The following is a 26,297-nucleotide window of genomic DNA, read 5'->3' on the forward strand; positions in this document are numbered from 1 at the left end:
TTAAATCCACCCCTTACGGAATATATTCCTCACCTTTGAAAAAGGAGGGAGTTCCCCTCTTTTAAAAGATGAGAAGTATTACTTCGCAAGGGGGAGATTAAAGTAATTGATATTGTTTAAAAAACACCCTACATTTATGTGGGGTTTTTTATAGAGTAAATAAGTTGAAGCCAAGATTACCAAATATAGGATGATAAATTAGTGGGAGTTAGAAATGGCCTTAATTTAATGGTGGTGATTTAATTAATAGATTTTTTTAAATAAAAATAATAAAGCTGAGATATTTAATTTATGTATTTTAATAATGTGGAACTACTTCCTAAAAAGATTTTATCTGATATTCAATTAGGAACTATGCTTTGCTATTTTACTGTCATTTTATTTTTCAATGTAATGATAGGTGTTTTTTCTTTTGATTGTTTTTTAATCTTAATCACCAATGTTTTATTATTGTTTTTTTACTTTTTCGGCAGTATTTTTTTTAAAGAAACAGCATTAATTTTGTTTAAAGATTGGATGTCAGCATGTTTGGTAATTCTTTGTTTTATTTATATGTATTTTCTATTTGGTAAGTCTTATTTTGATTTACTTACTCTAACTATATTGCTTGTTTTTTATGTGGTTTTTGATGTTTATTATTTATACAGAAAAAATGGATGTATTATTTCGAAAGCTATTGAAGCTGGATTTGAGGGTAAGAAATTTAATTATATAAGTAGAGAAAATTATCGTTTAGAAAAACTCGTTATTCAAAGAAGCTTAATTCATAAGTTTTTCTATATTTTTATTGGTGTTTTTTTGATATTAGGTTTGTTTTTTAAGGAGAGTTTACCGTATATATTCAGTATTATTGGTTTAATGATTAATGGGGAATATAATTATTATGATTTTATGTTATTTATTATTGGAAGTTTTATCACATTTATAGGTATCACATATGTAAATATCTTAATGTTTTTTATGTTTTATTTTATCAAAATGAGTAGGTTTTTAGAAAATTCATCATGACTTAAAGTTTTCGTATTGTATTGAACCTATGTAGGTTTTTGAACCTAATGAATTCAAATTAGAAACCCACCAAAATTTCCACACGAAATTATGCTTTGCCTAAATGCCATTATCAATTGTCGAAATGACCAATAGACATTCATCACAAGAGAGTTATACTGAATCTACCATTTCTAAAAACACATGGAGAACAAAAATGGTTACTGCTGGTCAAAAACCCGGAACAGGCTTCTATTTTTGTGTTCAATGCGGACACCGCGTCTACTTAGAAATTGGTACTGATCGTTTACCACCGTGTACCAAATGCCAAGGCAATCAATTTAACAATAAGAATGCCTAAGCTGCAAAACACTAACAGTTATCCGCTGTTTAGAAAGAAAAGCCCTATCACTCGATAGGGCTTTTTGCTAACGTATAACACAGCATATATAAAAACAAATTGTACGTTTAACCGTTCGGAGAAGCCCATGGAAACAATATTAGGACTGTGTATTGGTATTGGCTTAAGTGCTGCCTGTGGCTTCCGTGTCTTTGTACCTTTATTGGTGATGAGTGTTGCCTCCATTTTAGGACTATTCGAACCAATGAAAGGATTCGAATGGCTGTCTATGCCTGCAGTTTGTATTGGCTTGGCAATTGCGACTGTCTGTGAAATCGCTGCTTACTATATTCCTTGGGTAGACAATGCCCTCGACACCATTTCAACACCCGCAGCAATGATCGCAGGGACGATTGCCACAATGGCAGTAAGCTCAGGTGAAATGTCACAGTTTGCCAGTTGGGCTGCTGCAATTATCGTGGGTGGTGGTACAGCAACAGCAGTGCAAATGAGTACCGTTGCAGCGCGTGGCGTATCTACCGCAACCACAGGTGGCGTTGCAAATCCAATCTTATCTACAGGGGAATGGATTGGTGCTGCAGTCTTGTCAGTATTGGCCTTTTTAGTCCCATTTTTCGTGGTGATCTTAGTGATTGCAATCGTGATCTGGTTGGTTCGCCGCATACGCCAAAAACGAACTGTACAGGTCGATACCCCTTTATAAACCAATCAATATTTCACTCTAAAATGAATCCATCTTTTAGAGTGAGTGATCTGCGTTTTGTTTAATAAATATAAAATTAAAAATCAGAAACTGAGTATTAGCAAAGTTTGATAAAGATTATAAAAATTATAAGAAGCGCTACTGATACACAGACCATCATACAGTTAGCGACGAGTACTATGGGTTGTCTGATTTGGACGCCGTATTTGTTGATGTCAGTTCGAGTGAAAAATACCTTTACTCAACATTCCAAGCACTTGGCTTAAGCGCAAAAAATGCAATCGAGCAATCGCACCTATCCGTCCTAAAAGAGCACATCATTATGCGTTTAAGTCATCCAAGAGACGCCTAAAAAAATCTTTAAAATTCGATTGATTTTTGAACAATAAAGGCATAATTTTATTATGTGATTATAAATCACATAATTTTTATATGGATTTATTAATCTTTTGAATTTTATAAAAAATAATGAGGGGAATGGTAGATGATTAAATTTATAGTCGATGAAAATGCCTTAACGAATGGCTCGCATTTAATTCACAATGGCACGCAAGGATGCGTAGACATGCCGCAGTTTGAGCAGCAAATATTGATTGGTTATTTTGCCAATTTTGAACTCGCTTATAAGCGTGCACGTATGAGCTGGCCAACAGAAAAAGTTGTCGGTTGTGATAAGTGTTGTAGTCAAAGCTAGAAATGCAACATGTATGTACCTTGAAATAACGCTGTATATCCAGGAAAAATGGCGCAGAAATTGCTAACTAAAACAGGTAATCGCGTTATTAACAGGATATACAGCATGACCACAGAAACCATCCGTTCTACAAAATATCCAGCAGAGGCGCATGCCTATGCAGCATGGCCTTTGATCTTGATCATCATTGGTGGTGCGATTGGACTGGTTTATGCCGTGATTGCTTATCTGATCAATCTCAAAATATATACATCAGACCTCAGTCGAATGAATAAAATTTTGGCCAATTTACTCTGTGGTATGGCGGCATGTAGTGGTTGGTGGTTTAGCGCACAGTGGGTACAAAGCTATTTAGTTCATTGACTAACAAATCGTTGAATTGATCATGAATTAAATAACTGATGTTACACACTTAAAAGTAGTTTTGCATTTTTTAAATGATTTTTAATTCTATTCGACGGCGTCTTATATCTAGGGATTGAATAAAGGGATTAGCCTTCGGCTGGAGGTACTTTTACGAAACGTTGTTTCTCATTCGGCAAAATGAGAAGCGAAGCTTCGCAAGGAAACCATCTTGCGGAGCAATGCTCCTCACCGCAAAATTCGTTCACTAGCGTCTAATTATCTAAAGTATCGCAAAAACATTTTTGATTAAAAGTAGCTCTGTTTCAAACACTTGCGGATGACGTTACCGCGTATCGTTCATTTATTTGAAGCAAATTGCGCTTCTGATGTTACTGCGTAACATCAGTTCAATAAGTAGAACAAAGATAGATCTAGATCATTAGTTACTCACTGAGCGGTGTTTTGTGAGTCATAATCAATGTAGATAATTGAAGCGTAGGGGGAATGTTCAGCGGCGATATATTTTAATTTTGACCCTGTGTTTGCACGTTTGGTCTGTTGTGAAAGAAAATTTTCTTAAAATTGACCATATCTGCAGATAAAAAACGCTGAAATGAGCTGAAAAGATAAAATATCCTGCCAAACCTAAAATGGCTGAAAAAATTTGCTGAATTTGTAGAAAATTAGAAAAACTTAGGAAATTAATCCCGATGCCCTTTGGTTAAAGTATATCTCAAGGGTGTGATAGAGATTGAAAAGAGTAGCATGCTGTCAGTGGTGCAAAACACGCGTACAGTACTCACCCAAAAGGTCTCGATTCAGCTTAGGACGCTATAAACCAGAAGTTTATAGGCTATAAGATCATGACTTACAAAGTGATGATAGTTGAAGTAAACAACATTGTTTTCTCTTATACCACCCCAAAAATTTAAGCCAAAATAAAAAACAATAATAAATCATTACTTCTTTAATCCGCACAAAACAAACCACACCAGTTAAATCAGCACAAGCTCAAAGATCGTCAGGCATCTCTCTTGCAAATTGTCCTAATCCAAGCCTTAACTCTCAACGAACTTCATTTTCATCATATTGAATAGCTTCTGTGCTTCTTACTACTTTTTTCGAACAGATCACGATTTTTCAAATCTCGCTGTGGCATAGATTGTTGACTCTGAATCCAGTTGAAACATTCATTTCAATATATGTTCTCATTGGCTAACCGTCTTGTTTGAAATTCAAATGAACTCTGTGTTTGAACGCTAAGTTGTAGCGTAAATTTTCGTAAAAATTCATTTATAAGATGGAAAAAATGCTAAAAAATGATACGAGAAGAAATAATTTTCAATATATCTTTAAATGTGAAAAATATTTTTAAAATAAGCCCAAAACAGTAATTTTCAGGGAAACAATCCCTCATCAATACCACTACTATATATCTCAAGGGTGTGATAGAGATTGAAAAGAGTAGCATGCTGTCAGTGGTGCAAAACACGAGTACAGTACTCACCCAAAAGGTCTCGATTCAGCTTAGGACGCTATAAACCAGAAGTTTATAGGCTATAAGATCATGACTTACAAAGTGACGATAGTTGAAGTAAACAACACTGTTTTCTCTTACACCCTAAAAAATTTTTAAGAATTCAATCGAATAATAAATCCTTCCATCTTTTTCAAAATTTCAAACTTCGCATTCATTCCCAACACACTTTGATTATTGCTGATGTAATAAATATCACGCAGAACAACTCAAACTTAATCTAAGCTTCGGATTGTCCTTTTTCACAAAGTTGTTATGCTTAACTATCTAAATTTTAAATAATTTTGTTATGGGTTATCTTGATCAATTGATACAGGATTGTCTGCAGGCACAGCAGACTAAAGCTGAGCGTATATTTGAGTTTTCAAGTTTTGATGATCTTACTCAACACGCACATTATATTTATGTGATACAGCAGGTTGGTGGCGATATACAGCAGACATATCAGGACTATGCTGCATTTAAGGCATTGAAAACCCATGCTTGCGCCAAGTTAAATCAACCCAATCACATTCTGTATGTTGGATCATCACGGACAGGTATAAAGAGTCGTTTAAAACAGCATTTAGGTTTTGGGCCTAAACGAACCTATGCCTTGCATTTGTCACAGTGGTTTCAGGGCGAATATCGCATCACACTACATCAGTATCCTTCAACCACGAGTGCAAGCATCTTACAGTTACTGGAGGATGATTTATCTCATTCATTAGCACCAGCCTTTGGTAAATTGGGGACCAATAATCGTTAGGGTAGAACCTGATCGGTCAAAGTCGATTGACAGCGAATTAGTCAGTTGTTATTTTGCCGACATTCTCCCAGTACACAGTCTGTCCATGCCTTTAGATCCCAACTTTGTCTATGCGCCGCCTCAAGGTCCTCTACGTATTTTGTATGAAGATGCAGACTTGGTTGTCATCGAAAAACCAGCGGAATTGTTGTCGGTTCCGGGACGTTTGCCTGAGCATCATGACAGTGCCTATCTTCGTGTTTTGGAGCAGTATCCTGCTGCAAAAATTACCCATCGTTTAGACATGGCAACATCAGGCATTTTGATGTTTGCGAAACACCGCGATGCAGAAGTGGCGGTGAGTAAAATGTTCCAAGCGAGGACGGTTCAAAAGCAATATGTGGCTTTGGTTCAAGGCAAACTCGAAGGTGAGGGTAGTGTTGAAGTGCCCCTCATTACGGACTGGGAAAATCGCCCACGACAGATGGTGCATTTTGAATTGGGCAAACCCTCAAAAACCTTGTATCAAGCCATTAGCTATGACGCAAGCAAGGACATTAGCCGAGTATTATTAACACCAGTGACAGGGCGTTCTCATCAGCTACGTGTACACATGATGCATATTGGGCACCCAATTACAGGGGATCAACTGTATCACCCGAATGCAAAACAGAGCTCACTCGGACGGATGGCGTTACATGCTTGCGATCTGGCATTTACCCAGCCTTTAACTCAACAAGCTGTTCATATTCATTGTGCGGCAGAATTTTAAAGCATATTCATGTGAATGCTCATTGTTCATAAAAACTGCTGCATTGAATTAAAACCTTTGGGACTCGTAAAAAGCGCAGAATATCTACAGCTTTAAATAGGTTTTTCTGCTTAAAAATGATTCATGATATACACTATATCCCCAATTCTGGGGATATATAAATAATTTAAATATCTCTATAAAGTATGTGAAAAATTTAGAAAGATTGATATTAAATTTCTTTGTAGCTTTTAGTAAATAAACGCCATTTTTAAGGTTTTATTATATTTTCTAATGAATATTGAATGATTACTTTTTTAATATAAAAATATTTTATTAAAATGATTTAAAACAGCATTTTAGTTAAATTGTGTGCAAGTGTGTATTTGGTCAGATAAATACAGTTTTTTGCATTTATTCTGCTAATATGAAATAAATTATTGATTTTAATTTTTATAAATTAGGTTTGTTTTGGGGAATAAACTTAAATTATTGAAGCTTATTTTGAGGATTGGCAAATGATCAATATTGCTTTAATCGTCCTTATCATCCTATTAATTGTGGCTCTCCTTTTTGTTTATAACCGCAAATTGAAAAATGATAAAACCCTACGTTCACTGCAGGAAAACTTCGATCGTGCGCGGTTAAAACTGGCTGAAACAGAGTCGCAGCAAGATGAACTGAATTATGAAATCAGTCAATTACGCATTCAAAACAGTGGCTTAAAAATCCAAGTCGATAAAGTAGCGAAATATCAACATATTGTGGATATTGAACAATATGTTGAGTATCGAACTTTACAGGCTGATGGTTTGGTGGAAGTCACCAAAGCCAATGCCGATATCATGTTGAATGATATTCGCGCACAGATCGAACAAGTGCGTCAGTATTTGAGCAAATATCAAGAAAGAGCTAAATCACAAATACAGGAACAAGCCCGTGCCGAGTTAAAGGGTTTGTATAGCCAAGCGCTGGATCAGCAGCATTTGGAAAACATCAACCGTGCTTTGGACAACAAAATACGGGGCTATCAGTCAGCATTCTTTTTACCTTTACAGAGTATTTTAGATCAGCTGATGGATGGCATGAATGAATCTGCGGCAAACCAAAATTTGACTGCGGTACGTTGCAAAATGATTGATGCAATGGAGCAGCAATCGACTGCAAAATGTAATTATGTTGATGAAGAACGTCGTTTGGCTGCGATGCAATTATTTACATTGGTGTTTAATAGTCGTGCTGATTTGTATTTAGCCCAATTAAATACCAAAAACTTAGGTGAGCTATTGCAGGCTTTGGCGGATGATTTCACCTTGCTCAATGCGCATGGTGTACATTTTAGTCAGGCACGGGTACTCGACAGTTATCTACAATTACGCTTAGAAGAATTGAAAATGGCAGCTTTGGTTTTACATCTTAAAGAAACTCAGGCCCACATGGATGTTGTGGTTTAATTTGAATTGTTATCAGAAAGATCACTTCGGCGGTCTATTTCTGATTAAAGAGATTTAGCTAATGCAAATTGCAACAATTATCCGTTAATCTAAGTCAACAGAATAAAATTCATAAACGATAAGGGAAAGTACAATGACTCGTGATTTTAAACAATTTCCAGATGATGATAATGGCAATGTGCTGTGGCAGATGCAGCAAGATGGTGACGATCTATCTGTGCCGCACGAAATCGAATATTCAATTGCCTTTTCGACTCAAGAGCAGGCTGAACAGTGTGCATTGTACTTATTGAAAGAAGAGCAAAAAATTTCATTGTTCCAAGATGAAGAATCAGATCGCGTGGAATGGATTATCACGGTCTATGTTTATATGGAACCTGATTATGAAGATATCGTTGATTTAGAGCAGTGGTTTATTAAAATTGCAGAACAACATTCAGGCGAATATGACGGCTGGGGTTGTATGGCTTATATCTATGAAGATGATGATCTGGATGAAGATGAAGCACAATTGAGCTAAGTCTCACTATTGCATCTTTAGCAACAAGAACCCAGTGATTCAACTGGGTTTTTTATTATTTAAATTTTAGAGAAATTGTGTAGAATTTTGATTTTTAAATATTTTTAATAAAAATCAATATGAATGCAGCTCACAAAACATAACACGGCATTGCGTTAAAGTGATGGGATCAATCTGTAGGATTCGCTATAGTATTGAACAGCAATGACCTTTCTCGCACGACTCAAAGCTGTTTCATTTAGAACGTTTCAGTATGATAAAAATGGACGATAAAGCGAGGGTGAATGCATGTGGATGATTCAGTGAAAACAATGACAAAAGGACATCATCATGAGCAATACTGTTCGATTACATCGTGTTTTTAGTGCGCCTGTAGAGCGCGTTTATCGTGCCTTTGTGGAGCCAGATGCTTTGGTGAAATGGATAGCACCGCATGGATTTACGGCCCATGTGGAACATTCGGATGTGCGTGTAGGTGGCTCGTACCGCATGTCGTTTCAAAATTTTTCAACAGGAACCACACACGCTTTTCATGGCGATTATCATGAAGTCGTGCCGAATCATATACTGCGTTATACAGACCAATTTGATATGCCAGAGTTAGCTGGTGAAATCGAGGTCACTGTTGAGTTTAAAGCGGTATCAGTAGGAACCGAAGTGACGATTGTACAGGCAGGGTTGCCGAGCGTTATTCCACCTGATGCCTGTTATTTGGGTTGGCAGGAATCTTTACAGTTGCTGGCTTTTTTAGTGAATCCTACGATCCCCGATGAATAATCTGACGAATGATCGAAAACTATAAATAGGCGAAGGAGGGCTTAATGACCGTACATATTAAACGTATTTATGATGAGATAAGCCCAGACGACGGTAAACGCATATTGGTCGATCGCTTGTGGCCGCGTGGTATCAGGAAAGTGAGCGCAGAGCTAGATTTGTGGCCGAAGGCATTGACGCCATCGACAGATTTACGTCGTTGGTATCATCAAGACGAGGCAATGGCTTCTCGATGGAACGAGTTTAAGCAGCGCTATTTGCAAGAAATACAGCCCCATCAAGCCGAGTTAGAACAACTGCGCGCATGGGAAAAAGAGGAGCCCCTGACCTTACTCACAGCGGCCAAACATATGGATAAAAATCATGCGCATATCTTAAAAGCGTTGATATTAAACACCTCATTAGAGATCTAAAATTTAAACCTTCAAGTGCTGTAGCGTTGTGAAATTTACGACCTTCACAAGGTGATTAAACCATACGATATTTATGGTTTTTAAGTTTATGAAATACATAAAAATGTTATATTAAGTTTTTATGGATTTTTACATCCATCTTTTTTTGAGGTCTTTTATGTCTTTACCCAATTGTCCCCAATGTAATTCTGAATATACCTATAATGATGGTGACTTACTGATTTGTCCTGAATGCTCACACGAATGGCGTGAAGGCGAAAGCGCTGCAGATGAACAGGTGCTGATTAAAGATGCCAATGGCAATGTATTGGCCGATGGCGACACGGTTACTGTGGTGAAAGATCTTAAAATTAAAGGCTCATCGTCAGTGGTGAAAGTTGGTACCAAAGTTAAAAATATTCGACTTTTAGCTGATGCAACAGATGGTCATGACATTGACTGTAAAATTGATGGTATAGGAGCAATGAAACTCAAATCTGAATACGTGAAAAAAGTTTAAGTTTCGTTATTGTTCGCTCTAAAGCAACTTCCAATCATCCTAAGCGAAGTCAACACTTGGCTTGGGATGTCTACTAAAACATGAAATTGATATCTAATCCGCTATAGATTTTACTTTTCAGCCTGCATAATAGAAGCATTACAGGTTTGAAATGTCTTTACTATGCCGCATATTCATTTGGAATATTCCAATAACCTTGAGCTTGAGCCTCGTCCTTTACTTAAAGCGCTGAACGCTGCCTTATTTGAATCGGGTCATGTCAGTGCCATCAATGATATTAAGAGCCGTGCTGTCGCTCAACAAGATTTTGTTGTGGGTTTGGATGAACACGCTCAACATGCGTATATGCATGCCAAAGTTTCATTATTGACGGGTCGAACGGTTGAAGTTCAAAAGCAAATTTCATTGTTGTTATTGGACGTGTTGAAACAACATGTCACAGCTTCAGCAATAGAAGTGCAACTTTGTGTAGAAATTTTAGAAATGAATAAAGCAACCTATTCGAAGCAGATCGTGAGTCCTTAAGGCCTTTATTCAATGCGTTGAGCAATGTACCGCTATTCACAAATACAGCATGATGAAAGAATGATGAAATCCGACTTCGGTCGGATTCTTTTTTATTGGAATTATTTATTAAAAATCATTTTCTTAGTGATTAAATTTTAAGCCTTTACACTGATCAAAAAAGACATTGAAAAATGTGACCGAGTTCATTTATATTCTGTAGATCAGGTTGAATTTCCAACAACAAATCCTGATCGAATAATAGATAAAACAATGAAAATGAAGGGGTAACATATGTCGGGATGGTACGAGATCAGTCATTCTAATGATCAGCAGTTTCGTTTTGTATTAAAAGCAGGGAACGGTGAAATCATTTTAACGAGTGAATTATATAAAGCGAAAGCATCAGCCCAAAACGGGATTGAGTCTGTACAAAAGAACAGTTCAGATGACAGTCGTTTTGAACGACTGACGGCCAAAAATGGCAAACCATATTTTAATTTGAAAGCGGCAAACCATCAAATTATTGGGACCAGCCAATTTTATGCCAGTGAGCAATCACGCGATAAAGGCATTGAATCAGTTAAAACCAATGGTGCAAGTACCCAAATTAAAGATCTAACTGCTTAAATTTGAAACAACCTGATCGAGACAGTCAACGCGGGATAAACAAAACCTGAAGGCTCGTCAAAATCACAAGATCAAAAGCAATATGGTTCTCAAATAAGCGCTGTTGGGTTGGATGCTCTTCAATCTAGATCAGGCTTATTTGACGGTACAAGGAAGTACCACAACTTCACTGGCTAGAGTGGTGAACGATGAATAAGCAGAATCATATTTTGTATTATAGGCTCATTACGATTTTGATCATCGTCATGGGTTGGATGATTGCGTCTCCGTATTGGGTGTTGTATCAAATACGTCAAGCCTATGAGCACAATCAACCTGAAAAAATTGCTCAATATATCGATTTTGCGGCAGTCAAATCGAGTCTAAAACCACAAGTTGAAGACCTCATACAACAGAAAACTGGGCTACAGCATTTACCCGAATTTGCCCAGTCTTGGGGTGGGCAGCTCAGCACAGTCCTCAGTGCAACGCTGGTCGACAGTCTGGTCAATCCAAACAGTATCATGCTGCTTTTACAAGGCAAAGCATTAAAAGAGTCGATCCAATTACCAGAAATAACCCAACTAACCAATCCGAGCATGATTAGCTCAGGGATTGAACTATTCACTCATGCTGAAAATAAGGTCGCAGAACAACCTCATACATCAACATCATCCAAAAAGGATGCAACTACAACCGCTGCAGCTTTAAAGCAAAGCCAGCCACTTGAACCCAAAGCAAGCTATAGCGCTTGGAATCGATTTGATCTGTATGTGCCGCTCCAAGGCCTAAGCGAAGAAAAATATACCGTATTTATTATGCAACGCCGAGGTTGGAGCTGGAAGATCGTTGAAATTCAACTTCCAAACGCCTCACAGAATAATACTTCATAAAAAATAAAAGAAATAGGCGCCAGAGATGCAAGATAAAATCAAAATAGTCGGTGACCAACAGGCCGCTGACGAAATTCTGCAATTTTTAGCCAATTGGGATGAGGTTATCTGCCAATTGAAAATTGAGAATATTGCTGAATCCTGCGCAGCAGATGTGTACTTTTTTGATGCCAGTTGTGAAATGCGTGGCTTAATGGCATATCAAAAAATGTGGGAATTTTATCGGGAGTATTTTCGTGAAGGCTTAAAGGTATTTAGGCGGGAACTGGTCATCCATGCAGATCCTGATATTGCCTTTCTGCATTGTTATTCTAAAATTGATGATCAGAGCGGGATACCGACACCGGGGATCTCGTGGTGTCGTAACACCATTGGGATGAAAAAAACGCAGTCTCAATGGAAGATCGTTCATCAACATATTTCTGTTCCAGTGGATATTGTGACTCATCAAAGTAAAGTGATTACCTTTTAATTCTTCTCAAAAAGCAGTATGAAAACAGAGCTATGAAGCTCTGTTTTTTTCTTTGCAAATCATTACATGAAATGCGTATGCAGCCCTAAAACTTCAGCCTAAATTAAAAAATAATGACCATCGTTCAGGATAAGAAAATGGATAATAAAAATAATAAATTAGCGCAAGAATTTGAATCATCACCATCAGGTCAAAAGCAAGGCTTGCAAGATCTGAACGCATCGAAGCAAATGCCCCCTGCAGATTTACATAAAGTGATTCGAATCACGGCAGGATTCATCATCGGCAGTTTGCTGATTGCCGCCTTATATCTTGGCAAAGATATTTTTATTCCATTGGCACTCGCAATTTTATTGGCTTTTTTAGTTGATCCTTTGGTGATGAAACTCCGTGGTTGGGGACTTCCGCAGATGCCATCTATATTTATTGTGGTCGGTTTGGCTTTGGCGATTTTATCCGGCGCGGCCTCTTATTTGGGTTATCAACTGGGGCAATTAAGCCAAGAATTACCGCAATATCAGGGCACGATTCAAAAGAAAATGGATTCTATTCGTCAATTTGCACGCGGCCCGAGTGTTTGGGATGGCGCAAAAACCACCATAGATACCGTTGAAAACTCGATAGATGATGTGGTGCCAGAAGAGAAAAATCCTAAAGTTCAGCAAGTTAAAGTAGTGGGGCAACAACAAACCACGGCTGAAGCGGTCATGGCTTGGAGCGAGCGGGTGCTCAATCCCTTGGCAACCGCAGGTATTGTATTTTTGTTTGTGATTCTGATTTTGGTCAATCGGAAAGATTTGCATGACCGTTTCCTCAAGCTGCTGGGCGGCAATTTAAATATCGGTACAGATGCACTAGATGAAGCGGCCAATCGTATCGGTAAATATTTACGTATGCAGCTGATGGTTAATGTGACCTATGGTATTCCGATGGCCTTGGGACTTTGGTTTATTGGGGTGCCGGCAGCAATTATGTGGGGAATGGTGGCGATAGTGATGCGCTTTGTTCCCTATGTCGGCCCAATGATTTCTGCGATTTTCCCCATTGCATTGGCTTTTGCGGTAGATCCCACATGGAATATGGTGCTATGGACAGTGGGTTTAATTTTGCTCTTGGAATTGGTCAGTAATAATATTTTTGAGCCTTGGTTATATGGGGAAAGTACCGGACTTTCAACCTTAGCCATTATTATTGCCGCCATGTTTTGGACGGCGGTGTGGGGGCCAATTGGTTTAATTTTATCGACGCCTTTAACCGCATGTTTATTGGTGCTTTCGAGCTATGTACCATCCTTAGGTTTTATTAAAACCCTGATCGGTAGTACGCCTGCATTGGCACCGCATGAGCGCTTCTATCAAAGATTAGTCGCTGATGATGTGCAAGATGCCATGGATGTTGCACAGACTTTTATTGCTGAAAAGTTACCGAAGGATGCGACGGATGAAATCAAGGCACGGCGGGTTAATGTGTTTTATGCCAAAGTCGCGATTCCAGCCATACGGATTTTTTCGAGAGGCCACAACACCGAGGCCAGTGCTGAACATCGACTACGTTTACATCAGGGATTAAAACTGTTTAATCATAGTTTTCAACGGGCATATCCAGTTGCACAGCAGGATCAGAAAGCAGCGGTGTTATGTATCGGGGCACGTTGGGAAATTGATGTTCAAGTATCGGCTATGTTGGCGCATAGCCTAAGCTTAAGCAGTATTCCGGCTCAGGCTTTTAGCGACGTATTGATACAAAATCAGCATCAAAGTATAGATGATATCCAAGAGGATATTCAGATCGTATGTATTTCGATTTTCCATACGGCACCAGAAGCTCAAATTCGCCTACTAAGCCATGTTTTTAAGGCACAGTTTCCGGATAAAAAACTGATTTTTGCACTTTGGAGCTGTGATGAGATATCCCAATTAGATGCGATCAAAGAAAATTTCACCGTCGATGCTGTGGTCAATAATATGAATGACTTGTTATTAACCATTGAAGCTTTTCAATTGAAGCAGGGTGAATCTTGGTTGGATGAGCCTGATCCTAGCGTTGAAGTGCAGCGCTTAAAAGCATTAGAAGAACTGGATGTTTTGGATGAGCGGAATTTGCCGATCTATGAACAATATATTGAAGAAGCCCGACAAGCCTTCGATGTGAAATATGCACAAATCTCTTGGGTCAAGCAAGACTGGGTCTATACCCCAGGTAGCCCTTTGGCTCAGGCTACCGAGCAACCGATGCAGGTGCGCCAGTCCAAGCAAGACTCGATCTGCAGCCATTTGGTGTATCAAAATGAACGCTTGATTATTGAAGACCTACAACGTGACCCACGCTTTGCGCATTTACCTGAATTGATGCATAACCGCATTCGCTTTTATGCAGGCGTTGCACTTAGAGACCGTAATGGGGTCGCGTTGGGAAGTTTTTGTGTTTTAGATCGGCAGCCGAATCAAATGACCGATGATGATATGAGTCTGTTAAAAGGCCTTGCGGCAGATTTGATGAATACGCTCAGTGATGAAAATGTGAAGCGAAAAAAATGTGAGGAGATACAGCAACTGAATGATTCGTCTTCATAATTTCAAATGATGCAGCAGATCTTTTTAGACTGGAGTTTCAGTGAAAAGCATTTTAAGATGGTTCTAATATAATTATTTTGAGCCAAAGACATGAACAAAAATAATGTCATCTGGCAACTTCTATTAGGCTACGTTGCTGCATTGGGTTGTAGTGTGAGCTTAGCTCAAATTCAAGGAAACTATTTTTCACATAAGGATTGGGAAATCGCTTGTGATAATACAGGGACTTGTCGCGTTGCAGGTTATCAGGCGGAGGGCAATCAGCCCGCTATTTCTGTATTATTACAACGTGCTGCGGGCGCTCAAGCGCAAGTCAGCGCACGAGTGAAACTCGATCCTGAAACGTTAAGTGCGGCAAATAAACCACTTCAACTTTACACTTTAGGTAAAAATCAGGGAACTGTGCAGCTTGATGCCAAAACTGCGGAAGGTCAGTTAAGTGCAGCTCAAACTCAAAAACTGATTCAAGCCTTACAAGCCAATCAACCGATTGTGTGGAAAGGCAACAACAAAACATGGTTATTGTCTGTGCAGGGCGCTAGTGCAGTTTTACTCCGTATGGATGATTTTCAAAAGCGCATAGGGACAAATTCGGCATTATTGCGTAAAGCCAATAGCAGTTCGGCCAATGTACTCAAACCTAAAAGTATTCCGAAAGTGTATATTCAAAATTATAGTAAGGGTTTACAAACGCGGTATGCCGTCAATGCTCCCACAGCCAAACAATTATTTGGATTGATAAAGAAAAAAACGACAGTGGAAGATTGTCCTCAACTCTTTGATGCAAATTTCTTAGAGGATGATCGAGTCGTGGTGTTTCCAATCAATGGAAAAAATGCCTTGGTCGAAGTGCCATGTTGGCGTGGGGCATATAACAGTGGTAATGGCTATTGGCTGATGGATCGTAACTTAAAGCAAATCAAACAACCCGTGACCTTTTCTGGAAGTGGGTTTAGTGAAGGACAAATTTTCTCCAACCAACGTGGACGAGGCATTGGTGATTGTCAAAGTAAAGGGGAAAGGTCGTGGAACGGTCAGCGCTTTATCCAAACTTATATGGCAAAAACCACACAGTGCAAAGGATTTGCTGGCGGTGCATGGGAAATTCCAACCTTAGTATATTGGGTTCAACTCGACTCTTAATTACAAAAAGCCCTGATATACAGGGCTTTTAAATCATATAAAGTAGTTTTTATCTGCTTAACATGAATAACCAACAATACTAAAAACGTTTTGGAATTTTTTGTCCGCCCACAACAGGTGATTCAGCGATTTTCAACACACCAAATAGCCATGTTTCGGCATGATGAACAGCCGCTTTGAGCTCATCACCTAAGGCTAAACGCCCAGCTATAAAACTCGCCAATGAGCAGCCTGAGCCGTGATATTCCCCATCTAGTCGTGGACAACGGGTTTCAGAAACTAATTCACCCTGAATGTACAACGAGTTTTGGATATAGTCTGGCGTATTTTCATGGCCACCTTTTACTAATACCGCTTGAGCGCCCATCGCAAAAAGTTTTGCTGTAGCTTTAGATATGTCGTCTTCACCTGTGAGTGCGCGTAATTCTACGGTATTAGGTGTAAGCACAGTGGCAAGCGGAATCAATTCCGCAAAGGCTTTGACCAACGTTGCTTGATCGCCCAAAGAACCACCACTATTGGCAACTAAAACGGGGTCGAGAACATAATGATATTCGGGATGTTCACGTAAAAACTCAGCGAGAGCCGCGATATTTTCAGTCGTTCCTAGCATTCCTGATTTTACACAGCGAATAGGGAGGTCACCGACGACAGCATGTGCTTGAGCCAACAATAACTCACGAGAGGTTGCTTCAAACGAATACACTTGTTGTGAGTTTTGAACGGTTAACGCTGTACACGCAATGGCAGCATGTGCGCCACTTTGACCAATGGCTTCAATGTCCGCTTGCAGTCCTGCACCACCTGAAGGGTCAAGACCTGAAAAGCACAGTACAGTAGGGCGCACAATGATGTCCTTATTACACAAAATTTGCGATAGTATAGGCAACTTTGAGCGAACACTCGATAGTATTTTTGCAGAAGTGATTGGATAAGGTAAAAGCTGTGATTAAGAATATATTGATCGATCTCGATGGAACATTAACAGATCCAAAAGTTGGCATTACCACTTCAGCACGCTATGGACTGGCGAAAATTGGACATCCCATTTCGGATGAGACCAATATCGATTGGATCATTGGGCCACCTTTGAAAGCCTCTTTGGCCAAAATCCTCAATGTCGATGTGCATAATGTACTTGCAGATCAGGCTTTACTAGGCTATCGCGAGCGCTTTGCAGTGACTGGCTTATTTGAAAATAAAGTCTATCCTGCCGTTGCCGACACTCTAGCAACTTTACAACAGCAAGGCTTTCACTTGTACGTCGCTACAGCAAAGCCGACGGTCTATGCCCGCCAAATTTTAGAACATTTTGATTTGGCACAATATTTTACTGTGATCTATGGCAGTGAACTGAACGGTGAGCGCACCAACAAAGGCGATTTAATTGAATACATTTTGCAGCAAGAACAGTTGGATGCGAAGGAATGTGTGATGGTGGGAGACCGTGAGTACGATATTTTAGGCGCACGCCGTAATGCAGTGCAGAGTATTGCTGTGAGCTATGGTTATGGTAGTGCAGAAGAAATTCAAACGGCTGCACCGGCACTGGTGATTGATCGTTTTAACGATTTGATTTCGAGTATTGAGCAATTGCAGCAGCAGAAAGTGTCGTAGTTGCACCTAATCAAGAGAATGATGCTGATTATTTAAAGATAATCAGCAAAATCAGAAAAATCAGCCCACAGAAAAACCATTTGAGCAAAGGTGACTCATCATTTTTGATGGTTTCTGCTTCGAGTGCGATGCCATGTTTATCGTAGACAAATACAAAATGTGCATTTGCGCTTAGAGCCATTTCTTGAATGGCTTGTAGCTCGAGTGCGCTGACTTCTTCACTTAAGCGTTCTTTTAACTGAATAAAAATAACCGGCTGTCCAAACTCATACCACTTGAAGTGGATCTGTTGTATGAGTTGGTTGAAGCACTGTTCTGCAACATGATAGTTTCGGACAAAACTTCCGCGTTCTATAAACGCCAGAGGGCAGTTTTGTTCAGCTACAATTTGATGATCGCGCGTTAAAATTTGCATTTGATCATAATGGATCTGTACCCAAACAGCGTCAGGAAAAGACGCTAATTTTTCTTTTAACATCACTTTTAGATTTCATTATTTTTTTAATTGCTAGTAGTATGTCATTAAAATTTAGAGAAAAATATAGCTGAGATATAAAAAACACATCGATCTATCGAGTTTTTGTTTAAAACGTCTTTCGCAGTTTTGTCACTTTGAATTTTTACTTCCACGATTGAAATATCTAACGCTTAAGTAGGTTTTTAAAACCATTATCCTTTTTCTAGAAAACTGTTTCTCATATGATTTATGTAATCGATCTTGTAACTGTTTCAGGCTTTTGAAAAAATTCAGACAGAAAACAATAAAGCTGAATGCTATGTCCAAATCATTTTTATTCCCTAGTCAGTGGCTCAAACCATTGCACCCACGTGATCCATATGAGCATCATCGTGTCGCGACCTCTTTAGAATTGCTTTTTGACTTGATCTTTGTCGTTGCGATCGCAACAGCAGGGCAGCAACTGCATCATGCCATTGTTGAAAATCATTTGGCTCAGGGTTTAACGCTGTATGGCATGGTGTTTTTTGCTTTGTGGTGGGCGTGGATGAACTTTAGTTGGTTTGCCTCGGCATATGATAATGATGATGCGCTCTATCGAATCTTAACTTTTGTTCAGATTATTGGCTCTTTGGTCATTGCTGCAGGTATTCCAAGCGCTTTTCAAAAGCAGGATTTTGACGTAATTGTGATTGGTTATGCCATTATGCGTCTGGGCTTAGTTACAGTAGTGGTTTCGCATTGCAAAGCATGATCTGTCCCGTCGGAAAACAGCATTACGCTATGCGTTTGGCATCATACTGGTGCAAGTGGGGTGGCTGTTCTTTCATTTTTCACCGCTGCATTTCACAGTTTATCTTTTCATTTTGCTCGCAATTGCTGAACTGTCTATCCCAGTTTTTGCAGAAGCTGCAAGCCGTACACCTTGGCATGCGCATCATATTGCAGAGCGATATTCACTGCTTACCATTATCGTTTTAGGCGAATCTATTGTCGGATGCTCGATTGCCATAACCGATGCATTAACAAATCAGCGTTTTAGTACTGAACTGATTTTTCTGATGGTGGGCGGCCTGATGATGATGTTCACCATGTGGTGGTCTTATTTTGATACCAGTATTGCAGAGCGTCTAAATAGCCGAAAAATGGCATTTACTTGGGGTTATGGACATTTCTTTGTCTTTATTAGTATCGCGGCGATTGGTGCTAGTTTAGCTGCCGCAGTCGATGTAGTTTCGCATGAGGCGCTGATTAGTTCTGAGTAAGAAAGCTACTTTGTAGCGATCAGCCTTGTGATTTATACGACAAGTTTATATTTACTCCATGAATTGCATCATCAAAGTGGCTTTAGAAAACTTTTATATCCTTTAACCGTGGTGATTGTTTTGTGTATTCCGTTGTTTATTACTCCTGCGGGTTATGCAATATTTGCGATGGCAGTGGTATATGCATTGAGATTGATGTTTACAAAATGCTATTTGGCAAGATAAGTTAATGATATGATATTCATCAATAATTCGTTATATTGCTGATGAAAATAACGTCCAAGAATCATCAAATAAAGATAAAACATAGAGGATTATATGAAAGGGCAAATACTCGATTTTTCTGTTCAAAATAATACAGGCATCATCAGTGGAGATGATCAGAATCGTTATCAATTTTCTGGAAGCGATTGGAAAGGACAAACTGTTCCTGCTCGTGGACAATTTGTTGATTTTGAGACAAGTGGATTGGGTTACGCAACCGATATTTACTTAGTCGCTGTGCCGAATGCTTTAGGCACGCAATACGGTCAAAAGAGTCGTATTGTTGCTGCACTCTTAGCATTCTTCCTTGGTGGATTTGGTATACATAAATTCTATTTGGGTCGTATTGGATGGGGGATTGTGTATCTGCTATTCTGTTGGACCTTTATTCCATCCATTGTTGCTTTTATTGAATTTATTGTTTATCTATGCACTTCAGATGAAGATTTTGCGCGTAAATATGGCTAAAGTTTTTTGTTAAAAGATAAGGCGCATTGTGCGCCTTATTTTATTGTTGCAGATCTCTAGCGGGTTGACCCCATTGGTTGTTCTCGGCTTTGGTGTCTGTAGCCCACCATATAATCAGTGGAATGATTCCGATGATTGTGAGCATTAAAAGTTGCCACCAACCTGAACGTCCCGTGTCATGTAGTCGACGTGCGCCAACAGCTAAGCTAGGAATAAGTAAAACGATATTGGTAATATTTTCTAGCCAAGGTTCACTGCCAATAACGAAATCGCAAATAGAGGCAAGTATAGTGACCAATATACAAAATAGCCAAAAGAACCAGAACTCTTTACGTCGAGCACGTCCTTCAAATTCAGCAAACTTTTTCAGTGGTTTGAATGACCACGCGAAAAAGTCATAGTTTTCCTCTTCTTCACTGTAGTTTGCTCGCGTATTCGTGGAAAAACTTTGTTGGTGTAATGCAATATAGACTTGAATCGCTTGCCCACTTTCATCCAAAGCAAAATCAACCTGTTCTCCACGTGTAGGTGGTCTTTGACCGCGCCATTCATGACCAGCAAATTGATAGTGTTTTCCATCTTCAGCACTAATCACCCCAGTATTAGTTTGAATCGAAAAATCTAGTATTTGTCCTTTCATATTTTTCCTGAGTTAATGTGCTGTAGATAGGGTGGCTACATAAATAGTAGCCACGATTTTTTATTTATTTGGCAGGTTGTCCCCATTGGTTTACTTCAGGTTTGGTTTCTGTTGCAAGCCAAATTAGAACCAGAATTGGTCCAACGAGCGGAATCATTTGTATTAACCAATACCAACCAGATTTATTAATATCATGTAAACGACGTACTGCAACAGAAAGGGACGGAATAACCATTGCTAAGATGAAAATACCTGTGAATATTCCTCTGGTTCTAAGCACTGAATCGACAATCAGAGTAATAATCATTGCGATAAGATAGACCAAAACAAAAAACCAATATTCTTTACGGCGTGCACGTCCAGTAAAGTTGGCATAATTTTTTAGACATTTGACAAACCAATCAATCATGTTGAATTTTGATTCAGCTTGGTCTTGGTTTGAAATTTTATCGAGGTGCTGTGAAATTTGTTGAATAGGATTACTGCTGCCAAGTGCATTGAATACTTGAACCGCTTGACCTTCGGGACTGATATCGAAATCTACATGATCGCCACGTTTAGGTGAGTTTTGGCCACGCCATTCTGCACCTGTAAACTCATAACGGTTTTGATCATCTCCACTGATGATGCCTGAATTGGTTTGTACTGAATAATCTAATATCTGACCTTTCATTCTGTCCTCTTTTATTATGTGATTTTTATTAATTAATGTATTTTTATACCGTTTTATATTAGCAGAATATGAATTAAATTAAATGCATAGATTTGCTTGGGTGAATGAAATTCTTCATAAAAAAAGCGGAACACTTGGTTCCGCTTTTGATATTTCGCTGAAAAATTTATTACCAGCTTAACGCGCCACCAGTTTGGTAATCCGTTACGCGAGTTTCAAAGAAGTTCTTCTCTTTACGTAAGTCCATCATTTCTGACATCCACTGGAATGGGTTATTCACACCAGCAAATTGTTCAGGTAAGCCTAATTGGCTCAAACGACGGTTACAGATGAACTTCAAGTATTCTTCCATCATGCCTGCATTCATACCCAATACACCGCGTGGCATAGTGTCACGTGCATATTCGATTTCAAGCATTGTACCTTCAAGAATCATTTGAATGATTTCTTCTTGGAACTCAGCAGTCCATAGGTGAGGGTTCTCGATCTTGATTTGGTTGATCATGTCGATACCAAAGTTCAAGTGCATAGATTCATCACGTAAGATGTATTGGAATTGCTCAGCAACACCATTCATCTTGTTACGACGACCCATAGACAAGATTTGGCTGAAACCACAGTAGAAGAAGATACCTTCAAGTACGCAGTAGAACGCGATCAAGTTGCGAAGCAAGATTTGGTCGTTTTCAGGTGTACCTGTTTTGAAAGTAGGATCACTTAAAGATTGTGTATATTTTAGGCCCCATGCCGCTTTACGAGCCACTGAAGGAATTTCACGGTACATGTTGAAGACTTCGCCTTCGTCCATGCCTAAAGATTCGATACAGTATTGGTAAGCGTGCGTGTGAATCGCTTCTTCAAATGATTGACGTAAAATGTACTGACGGCATTCAGGGTTGGTAATGTGACGGTAGATTGCAAGAACCAAGTTGTTTGCAACCAAAGAATCCGCAGTCGAGAAGAAACCTAAAGAACGCATAACAATGGTACGCTCATCTTCGGTTAAGCCATTTTCAGACTTCCAAAGTGCGATGTCATGGTTCATGTTCACTTCTTGCGGCATCCAGTGGTTTGCACAACCGTCTAGATATTTTTGCCAAGCCCATTCGTATTTAAACGGTACAAGTTGGTTTAAGTCAGCGCGGCAGTTGATCATCGCTTTATCGTCAACTTGAACACGCTGAGCACCCATTTCTAGCTCTTCTAAGCCAGGTGCAACGTCTAGATTTTCTAGAGCGTTAGATGCTCTTGCCAACGGATCGGTTGGATCTGTTGGTCGATTTGTACTGGTTCGAGCGGGTTGTGCAGCTGCCAAATTCGGCGATGAGTGCTGTGCATTAGATACCACTTGCGAATCAGTCGTTTTTTGCGGTTCGACGGGCGCAGGCTGGTGAGCTTGTGCAGCTTGTTTCGGTTCATCATCTTCGAAATCGTCCCAACTTAGGATAGACATAACAGTTCTCTCTTCGTTGCTTTATATCTTTTATAGACATCCAGCGTCGCTGAGATGTCCTACTATACGCTCAATTTGTGTAAGCAAAATTAAGTTTTGTCGATCACTGCTCTAAAATTGTTCGGTAGAGCAAATATCCCCACTACTTATTTTGATTACGCGATTTATATGCCTTGAACCAGAAATAGGCGATCGGGACATAAAAAGTCAAAATAAAGGAAACCACCAAGGCAATTAACCCTAACTGATAGTTATGCGTCATATGTGGCATGGTGGATTCCTTTATTTATTTTTAATTTTTAAATCTCCCCAAACCCCTCTTTAAAAAAGAGGGGCTTCCTTGAATCCAAAAGGGTTTTAGGAAGTCCCCCTTTACAAAGGGGGATTTAGGGGGATTAAAACCTGTCAGATTATTGACAAGCCTCACAATCAGGGTTGTCAATTGAACATGCCATTGGCACTGGAGCTGCTTGACCAAAACCTTCTTCTTCAGCAGCAACTTCAGCTTTAGGTTCTTCTTTCGCAACAGCAGTTACAGGTGCAGCAACAGTAGCAGGCTTAACCGCGTTCAATGCACCAGTGTTAATGGTTGATTTCTCAGCAGAAGTCGCACCCAATGCACGTAGGTAGTAAGTCGTTTTTAGACCACGTAACCATGCCATTTTGTACGTCATATCAAGTTTCTTACCGTTTGCACCAGAGATGTAAAGGTTAAGAGACTGAGCTTGGTCGATCCATTTTTGACGACGTGATGCAGCATCAACAATCCAACGTGGCTCAACTTCGAACGCAGTCGCGAAGATTGCTTTAAGCTCTTCAGGAATACGTGCAATTTTTTGAACCGAACCTTCGAAGTGTTTCAGGTCGTTCACCATTACAGAATCCCAAAGACCGCGATCTTTTAACGCACGTACTAGGTACGGGTTGATCACTGTGAATTCACCAGAAAGGTTAGATTTCACATACAAGTTTTGGAAAGTTGGTTCGATTGATTGAGACACGCCACAAATGTTCGAAATGGTTGCAGTCGGTGCAATCGCCATCACGTTTGAGTTACGCATACCGTCTTTTTGAACTTTAGTACGTAAAGTATCCCAGTCCAAACGTGTTGTACGGTCAACTTCGAACATACGGTCAGGACGTGCTTTTTGTACGATATCTAAAGAGTCAATTGGCAAGATACCTTGATCCCAAAGTGAACCTTTAAATGTCTCGTAAGTACCACGTTCAAGTGCCAAGTCGCTAGATGTTTGAATCGCGTAGTAAGAAATCACTTCCATAGATTCGTCAGCGAACTCAACCGCAGCATCAGAACCATAAGCCAATTTCATTTCGTATAAAGCATCTTGGAAGCCCATGATACCCATACCCACTGGACGGTGTTTCAAGTTCGAGTTACGCGCTTGAGGAACAGCGTAGTAGTTGATGTCAATCACGTTGTCGAGCATACGAACAGCAGTTTTTACTGTACGAGCAAGCTTTTCACGATCTAAAACACCACCTTGAACGTGTTGTACAAGGTTGATTGAACCTAAGTTACATACTGCGATTTCATCTTCGTTAGTGTTCAGCGTAATTTCTGTACACAAGTTAGAAGAGTGAACTACACCAACGTGTTGTTGTGGTGAACGTAAGTTACATACGTCTTTGAATGTGATCCAAGGGTGACCAGTTTCAAACAACATAGACAGCATTTTGCGCCACAAATCTTTTGCACGAATCACTTTGTGCAGCATGTTGTTTTCTTTAGCAATGCCTTCGTAGTAAGCATAACGCTCAGCGAATTCTGCACCAGTTAAATCATGTAGATCAGGCGTTTCAGAAGGTGTGAACAATGTCCAGTCGCCATCTTCAAATACACGTTGCATGAACAAGTCTGGAACCCAGTTTGCTGTGTTCATGTCATGGGTACGACGACGGTCATCACCTGTGTTCTTACGAAGTTCTAGGAATTCTTCGATGTCCAAGTGCCAAGTTTCAAGGTATGCACATACTGCACCTTTACGTTTACCACCTTGGTTGACTGCAACAGCAGTATCGTTGGCAACTTTAAGGAACGGTACAACACCTTGTGACTTACCATTCGTACCTTTGATGTACGAGTTAAGCGCACGAACAGGCGTCCAGTCATTACCTAAACCACCTGCCCATTTAGACAACATTGCGTTATCACGCATTGCGCCATAAATGTTGTAAAGGTCATCTGAAATCGTTGTTAAGTAACAGCTAGATAACTGTGGACGTAAAGTACCAGAGTTAAATAGAGTAGGCGTAGACGCCATGTAATCGAAGCTAGACAATAAGTTATAGAATTCGATTGCACGTTCTTCACGGTTTTCTTCGTTCAATGAAAGACCCATTGAAACACGCATGAAGAATAATTGTGGTAATTCGAAACGTACGCCATCTGAGTGGATGAAGTAACGGTCAAATAAGGTTTGTAGACCTAAATAAGTAAATTGGTTTGAGCGTTCTGGTTGAATCGCAGCAGCCAATTTTGCAAGGTCAAAGTTAAGTAGTTCTGGAGAAAGAAGATCAAGCTCGATACCTTTCTTCAAGAAAGTTTCTAAAGCGTCGCCTTCATTCGTGTCAGTATCTAAACCTAAGAACTCTAAACCTGTAGCAACAAGGTCATTACGCAATAAACGCGCAGTCACATATGTATAGTTTGGTTCTTGTTCGATACGTGTACGAGTAGCCATCATCATGGTCGTTGAGATGTCTGACTCTTTTACGCCGTTATAAAGGTTTTTTACAGTCTCATCGATAATCGCTCGAACATCGATGCCTTCTAAACCTTCAGCTGCTTTAACAATATTTGCCTCAAGTGCGCCAAGATCAAGCGGTTTAAGCTGACCGTTTGAACCTGTCACTTGTAAAGTAGGGTGGTGGTGAGCACCAGTTTGTTTACGAGCTTCGGCACGTTGTTCGCGGTAAATCACGTAAGAGCGAGCAACTTTTTGCTCACCTGTACGCATAAGCGCAAGTTCAACCTGATCCTGAATTTCTTCAATATGAATGGTACCGCCAGAAGGTAAGCGACGGTTAAAGGTATTCAATACCATCTCAGTTAATTGAGAGATACGGTCATGAATACGGCTGGAGTCAGCGCTTTGCTGGCCTTCAACGGCCAAGAACGCTTTACCAATCGCCACAGAGATTTTTTCTGCATCAAAAGGTGCAACGTCACCGGTGCGTTTAATCACCTGAATTTGACCAGGGGTTGAATTCGTTACGCTCATGCTAGCATAGCTCCATTTGTCATCTATTTTTATGTTAGGACCGTTTGAACTGGGCAATTTTTATGCCACAGTGTTTGAGGTTTAAACACAAGACCTAGTGGTTTAAAAATTTATTGAACACAAGATACGGGAAAATTCAGGGTATATCAATATTGACATTTTACTAAATGCTTTGAACTTTTCTGGCAGAAATCCATCTCAAAAAATCCCTATTTTTTATCTTTGTTATATATGCCTTATCCGACAAGGGCATAGC

At 39.6% G+C, this 26,297-nt stretch carries 27 protein-coding genes and 1 pseudogene; 22 read left to right on the forward strand and 6 right to left on the reverse strand.

Annotated elements, in window-relative coordinates:
* The first annotated feature begins 291 nt into the window (after positions 1-291).
* The 19 genes from FTT72_RS03160 to FTT72_RS03250 all read left to right on the forward strand — a co-directional run bounded on the left by FTT72_RS03160 (position 292) and on the right by FTT72_RS03250 (position 15,962).
* Entirely contained in the window at positions 292-1,008 is a 717-nt protein-coding gene (locus tag FTT72_RS03160) for a hypothetical protein (protein ID WP_180177858.1), read from the forward strand.
* A gap of 124 nt (positions 1,009-1,132) precedes the next feature.
* Positions 1,133-1,348, forward strand: a complete 216-nt coding sequence (locus tag FTT72_RS03165; RefSeq protein ID WP_180009912.1) for a hypothetical protein — start codon at positions 1,133-1,135, stop codon at positions 1,346-1,348.
* A gap of 127 nt (positions 1,349-1,475) precedes the next feature.
* Positions 1,476-2,051, forward strand: a complete 576-nt coding sequence (locus FTT72_RS03170) for a DUF4126 domain-containing protein (protein WP_111884815.1) — start codon at positions 1,476-1,478, stop codon at positions 2,049-2,051.
* 107 nt (positions 2,052-2,158) lie between these two features.
* A complete protein-coding gene (locus FTT72_RS16385; RefSeq protein ID WP_180064013.1) occupies positions 2,159-2,317 on the forward strand; it encodes a DUF2569 family protein in 159 nt (52 codons plus the stop codon).
* Between the two features lie 218 nt (positions 2,318-2,535).
* Complete coding sequence (locus tag FTT72_RS03180) at positions 2,536-2,745, forward strand: hypothetical protein (protein WP_180021366.1); 210 nt, start codon at positions 2,536-2,538, stop codon at positions 2,743-2,745.
* A gap of 105 nt (positions 2,746-2,850) precedes the next feature.
* Positions 2,851-3,108: a hypothetical protein gene (locus tag FTT72_RS03185; RefSeq protein ID WP_180021364.1), complete on the forward strand. Its 258-nt coding sequence runs from the start codon at positions 2,851-2,853 to the stop codon at positions 3,106-3,108.
* Positions 3,109-4,916: 1,808 nt separating this feature from the next.
* Complete coding sequence (locus tag FTT72_RS03190; protein WP_180117041.1) at positions 4,917-5,375, forward strand: GIY-YIG nuclease family protein; 459 nt, start codon at positions 4,917-4,919, stop codon at positions 5,373-5,375.
* 85 nt (positions 5,376-5,460) lie between these two features.
* On the forward strand, positions 5,461-6,126 hold the full coding sequence (locus FTT72_RS03195) for a pseudouridine synthase (RefSeq protein WP_078191125.1): 666 nt from the start codon (positions 5,461-5,463) through the stop codon (positions 6,124-6,126).
* 497 nt (positions 6,127-6,623) lie between these two features.
* Positions 6,624-7,559 (forward strand): hypothetical protein, encoded by a 936-nt coding sequence (locus tag FTT72_RS03200; protein ID WP_180055551.1) that lies wholly within the window; start codon positions 6,624-6,626, stop codon positions 7,557-7,559.
* Positions 7,560-7,692: 133 nt separating this feature from the next.
* Positions 7,693-8,079 carry a ribonuclease E inhibitor RraB gene (locus tag FTT72_RS03205; RefSeq protein ID WP_078191123.1) on the forward strand — a complete coding sequence of 129 codons (387 nt, stop codon included), beginning with the start codon at positions 7,693-7,695 and terminating at the stop codon, positions 8,077-8,079.
* Positions 8,080-8,409: 330 nt separating this feature from the next.
* On the forward strand, positions 8,410-8,856 hold the full coding sequence (locus FTT72_RS03210; protein ID WP_180177859.1) for an SRPBCC family protein: 447 nt from the start codon (positions 8,410-8,412) through the stop codon (positions 8,854-8,856).
* Between the two features lie 44 nt (positions 8,857-8,900).
* The gene (locus FTT72_RS03215; RefSeq protein WP_180177860.1) at positions 8,901-9,269 is read left to right on the forward strand and encodes a DUF488 domain-containing protein; all 369 of its coding nucleotides are present in this window, start codon (positions 8,901-8,903) and stop codon (positions 9,267-9,269) included.
* Positions 9,270-9,426: 157 nt separating this feature from the next.
* Entirely contained in the window at positions 9,427-9,768 is a 342-nt protein-coding gene (locus FTT72_RS03220) for a zinc ribbon domain-containing protein YjdM (protein ID WP_168378554.1), read from the forward strand.
* Positions 9,769-9,930: 162 nt separating this feature from the next.
* The gene (locus FTT72_RS03225; protein ID WP_180177861.1) at positions 9,931-10,293 is read left to right on the forward strand and encodes a 5-carboxymethyl-2-hydroxymuconate Delta-isomerase; all 363 of its coding nucleotides are present in this window, start codon (positions 9,931-9,933) and stop codon (positions 10,291-10,293) included.
* A gap of 273 nt (positions 10,294-10,566) precedes the next feature.
* The gene (locus FTT72_RS03230) at positions 10,567-10,902 is read left to right on the forward strand and encodes a YegP family protein (RefSeq protein ID WP_168378556.1); all 336 of its coding nucleotides are present in this window, start codon (positions 10,567-10,569) and stop codon (positions 10,900-10,902) included.
* A gap of 188 nt (positions 10,903-11,090) precedes the next feature.
* On the forward strand, positions 11,091-11,774 hold the full coding sequence (locus FTT72_RS03235; protein WP_180177862.1) for a DUF2939 domain-containing protein: 684 nt from the start codon (positions 11,091-11,093) through the stop codon (positions 11,772-11,774).
* A 25-nt stretch (positions 11,775-11,799) separates the two neighbouring features.
* Positions 11,800-12,246, forward strand: a complete 447-nt coding sequence (locus tag FTT72_RS03240; protein ID WP_218946117.1) for a nuclear transport factor 2 family protein — start codon at positions 11,800-11,802, stop codon at positions 12,244-12,246.
* A 137-nt stretch (positions 12,247-12,383) separates the two neighbouring features.
* On the forward strand, positions 12,384-14,819 hold the full coding sequence (locus FTT72_RS03245) for an AI-2E family transporter (RefSeq protein WP_257233394.1): 2,436 nt from the start codon (positions 12,384-12,386) through the stop codon (positions 14,817-14,819).
* Positions 14,820-14,909: 90 nt separating this feature from the next.
* Entirely contained in the window at positions 14,910-15,962 is a 1,053-nt protein-coding gene (locus FTT72_RS03250) for a DUF1176 domain-containing protein (protein WP_180177863.1), read from the forward strand.
* Between the two features lie 79 nt (positions 15,963-16,041).
* On the opposite strand, the gene FTT72_RS03255 is transcribed toward FTT72_RS03250, so the two are convergent.
* Positions 16,042-16,809: a hydroxymethylpyrimidine/phosphomethylpyrimidine kinase gene (locus FTT72_RS03255; RefSeq protein WP_078192312.1), complete on the reverse strand. Its 768-nt coding sequence runs from the start codon at positions 16,807-16,809 to the stop codon at positions 16,042-16,044.
* A gap of 98 nt (positions 16,810-16,907) precedes the next feature.
* Here FTT72_RS03255 and FTT72_RS03260 point away from each other — a divergent pair, with 98 nt between their 5' ends.
* Positions 16,908-17,579, forward strand: a complete 672-nt coding sequence (locus FTT72_RS03260) for an HAD-IA family hydrolase (protein WP_180041527.1) — start codon at positions 16,908-16,910, stop codon at positions 17,577-17,579.
* A 28-nt stretch (positions 17,580-17,607) separates the two neighbouring features.
* Here the strand turns inward: FTT72_RS03260 and FTT72_RS03265 are convergent, their stop codons facing one another.
* A complete protein-coding gene (locus FTT72_RS03265) occupies positions 17,608-18,057 on the reverse strand; it encodes a hypothetical protein (RefSeq protein ID WP_180177864.1) in 450 nt (149 codons plus the stop codon).
* Positions 18,058-18,355: 298 nt separating this feature from the next.
* On the opposite strand from FTT72_RS03265, the pseudogene FTT72_RS03270 reads away from it, so the two are divergent.
* Positions 18,356-19,526: pseudogene (locus tag FTT72_RS03270) on the forward strand (low temperature requirement protein A).
* 93 nt (positions 19,527-19,619) lie between these two features.
* Positions 19,620-20,033, forward strand: a complete 414-nt coding sequence (locus FTT72_RS16150; protein ID WP_218947267.1) for a TM2 domain-containing protein — start codon at positions 19,620-19,622, stop codon at positions 20,031-20,033.
* 40 nt (positions 20,034-20,073) lie between these two features.
* Here FTT72_RS16150 and FTT72_RS03280 read toward each other — a convergent pair whose 3' ends face one another.
* The 4 genes from FTT72_RS03280 to FTT72_RS03295 all read right to left on the reverse strand — a co-directional run bounded on the left by FTT72_RS03280 (position 20,074) and on the right by FTT72_RS03295 (position 26,041).
* Positions 20,074-20,673 carry a DUF805 domain-containing protein gene (locus tag FTT72_RS03280; RefSeq protein WP_168378560.1) on the reverse strand — a complete coding sequence of 200 codons (600 nt, stop codon included), beginning with the start codon at positions 20,671-20,673 and terminating at the stop codon, positions 20,074-20,076.
* Positions 20,674-20,737: 64 nt separating this feature from the next.
* Positions 20,738-21,346, reverse strand: coding sequence for a DUF805 domain-containing protein (locus FTT72_RS03285; protein ID WP_180004739.1), 609 nt, complete (start codon positions 21,344-21,346; stop codon positions 20,738-20,740).
* A gap of 169 nt (positions 21,347-21,515) precedes the next feature.
* The gene (locus FTT72_RS03290) at positions 21,516-22,799 is read right to left on the reverse strand and encodes a ribonucleotide-diphosphate reductase subunit beta (RefSeq protein WP_078191110.1); all 1,284 of its coding nucleotides are present in this window, start codon (positions 22,797-22,799) and stop codon (positions 21,516-21,518) included.
* A gap of 410 nt (positions 22,800-23,209) precedes the next feature.
* The gene (locus FTT72_RS03295; protein ID WP_180177865.1) at positions 23,210-26,041 is read right to left on the reverse strand and encodes a ribonucleoside-diphosphate reductase subunit alpha; all 2,832 of its coding nucleotides are present in this window, start codon (positions 26,039-26,041) and stop codon (positions 23,210-23,212) included.
* Between the last annotated feature and the right edge of the window lie 256 nt (positions 26,042-26,297).

Source organism: Acinetobacter sp. YH01005 (genome assembly GCF_013420465.1).
Classification (GTDB): domain Bacteria; phylum Pseudomonadota; class Gammaproteobacteria; order Pseudomonadales; family Moraxellaceae; genus Acinetobacter; species Acinetobacter amyesii.

Bases quoted from the DNA above. Each gene is read 5' to 3' on its own strand.
- FTT72_RS03220 (WP_168378554.1), top strand. From the start codon at position 9,427: ATGTCTTTACCCAATTGTCCCCAATGTAATTCTGAATATACCTATAAT.
- FTT72_RS03195 (WP_078191125.1), top strand. From the start codon at position 5,461: ATGCCTTTAGATCCCAACTTTGTCTATGCGCCGCCTCAAGGTCCTCTA.
- FTT72_RS03165 (WP_180009912.1), top strand. From the start codon at position 1,133: ATGACCAATAGACATTCATCACAAGAGAGTTATACTGAATCTACCATT.
- FTT72_RS03190 (WP_180117041.1), top strand. From the start codon at position 4,917: ATGGGTTATCTTGATCAATTGATACAGGATTGTCTGCAGGCACAGCAG.
- FTT72_RS03160 (WP_180177858.1), top strand. From the start codon at position 292: ATGTATTTTAATAATGTGGAACTACTTCCTAAAAAGATTTTATCTGAT.
- FTT72_RS03205 (WP_078191123.1), top strand. From the start codon at position 7,693: ATGACTCGTGATTTTAAACAATTTCCAGATGATGATAATGGCAATGTG.
- FTT72_RS03265 (WP_180177864.1), bottom strand. From the start codon at position 18,057: ATGTTAAAAGAAAAATTAGCGTCTTTTCCTGACGCTGTTTGGGTACAG.
- FTT72_RS03285 (WP_180004739.1), bottom strand. From the start codon at position 21,346: ATGAAAGGTCAGATATTAGATTATTCAGTACAAACCAATTCAGGCATC.
- FTT72_RS03180 (WP_180021366.1), top strand. From the start codon at position 2,536: ATGATTAAATTTATAGTCGATGAAAATGCCTTAACGAATGGCTCGCAT.
- FTT72_RS03200 (WP_180055551.1), top strand. From the start codon at position 6,624: ATGATCAATATTGCTTTAATCGTCCTTATCATCCTATTAATTGTGGCT.
- FTT72_RS03230 (WP_168378556.1), top strand. From the start codon at position 10,567: ATGTCGGGATGGTACGAGATCAGTCATTCTAATGATCAGCAGTTTCGT.
- FTT72_RS03215 (WP_180177860.1), top strand. From the start codon at position 8,901: ATGACCGTACATATTAAACGTATTTATGATGAGATAAGCCCAGACGAC.
- FTT72_RS03290 (WP_078191110.1), bottom strand. From the start codon at position 22,799: ATGTCTATCCTAAGTTGGGACGATTTCGAAGATGATGAACCGAAACAA.
- FTT72_RS03225 (WP_180177861.1), top strand. From the start codon at position 9,931: ATGCCGCATATTCATTTGGAATATTCCAATAACCTTGAGCTTGAGCCT.
- FTT72_RS03240 (WP_218946117.1), top strand. From the start codon at position 11,800: ATGCAAGATAAAATCAAAATAGTCGGTGACCAACAGGCCGCTGACGAA.
- FTT72_RS03235 (WP_180177862.1), top strand. From the start codon at position 11,091: ATGAATAAGCAGAATCATATTTTGTATTATAGGCTCATTACGATTTTG.
- FTT72_RS03210 (WP_180177859.1), top strand. From the start codon at position 8,410: ATGAGCAATACTGTTCGATTACATCGTGTTTTTAGTGCGCCTGTAGAG.
- FTT72_RS03250 (WP_180177863.1), top strand. From the start codon at position 14,910: ATGAACAAAAATAATGTCATCTGGCAACTTCTATTAGGCTACGTTGCT.
- FTT72_RS16150 (WP_218947267.1), top strand. From the start codon at position 19,620: ATGAAAGGGCAAATACTCGATTTTTCTGTTCAAAATAATACAGGCATC.
- FTT72_RS03280 (WP_168378560.1), bottom strand. From the start codon at position 20,673: ATGAAAGGACAAATACTAGATTTTTCGATTCAAACTAATACTGGGGTG.
- FTT72_RS03295 (WP_180177865.1), bottom strand. From the start codon at position 26,041: ATGAGCGTAACGAATTCAACCCCTGGTCAAATTCAGGTGATTAAACGC.
- FTT72_RS03185 (WP_180021364.1), top strand. From the start codon at position 2,851: ATGACCACAGAAACCATCCGTTCTACAAAATATCCAGCAGAGGCGCAT.
- FTT72_RS03245 (WP_257233394.1), top strand. From the start codon at position 12,384: ATGGATAATAAAAATAATAAATTAGCGCAAGAATTTGAATCATCACCA.
- FTT72_RS03170 (WP_111884815.1), top strand. From the start codon at position 1,476: ATGGAAACAATATTAGGACTGTGTATTGGTATTGGCTTAAGTGCTGCC.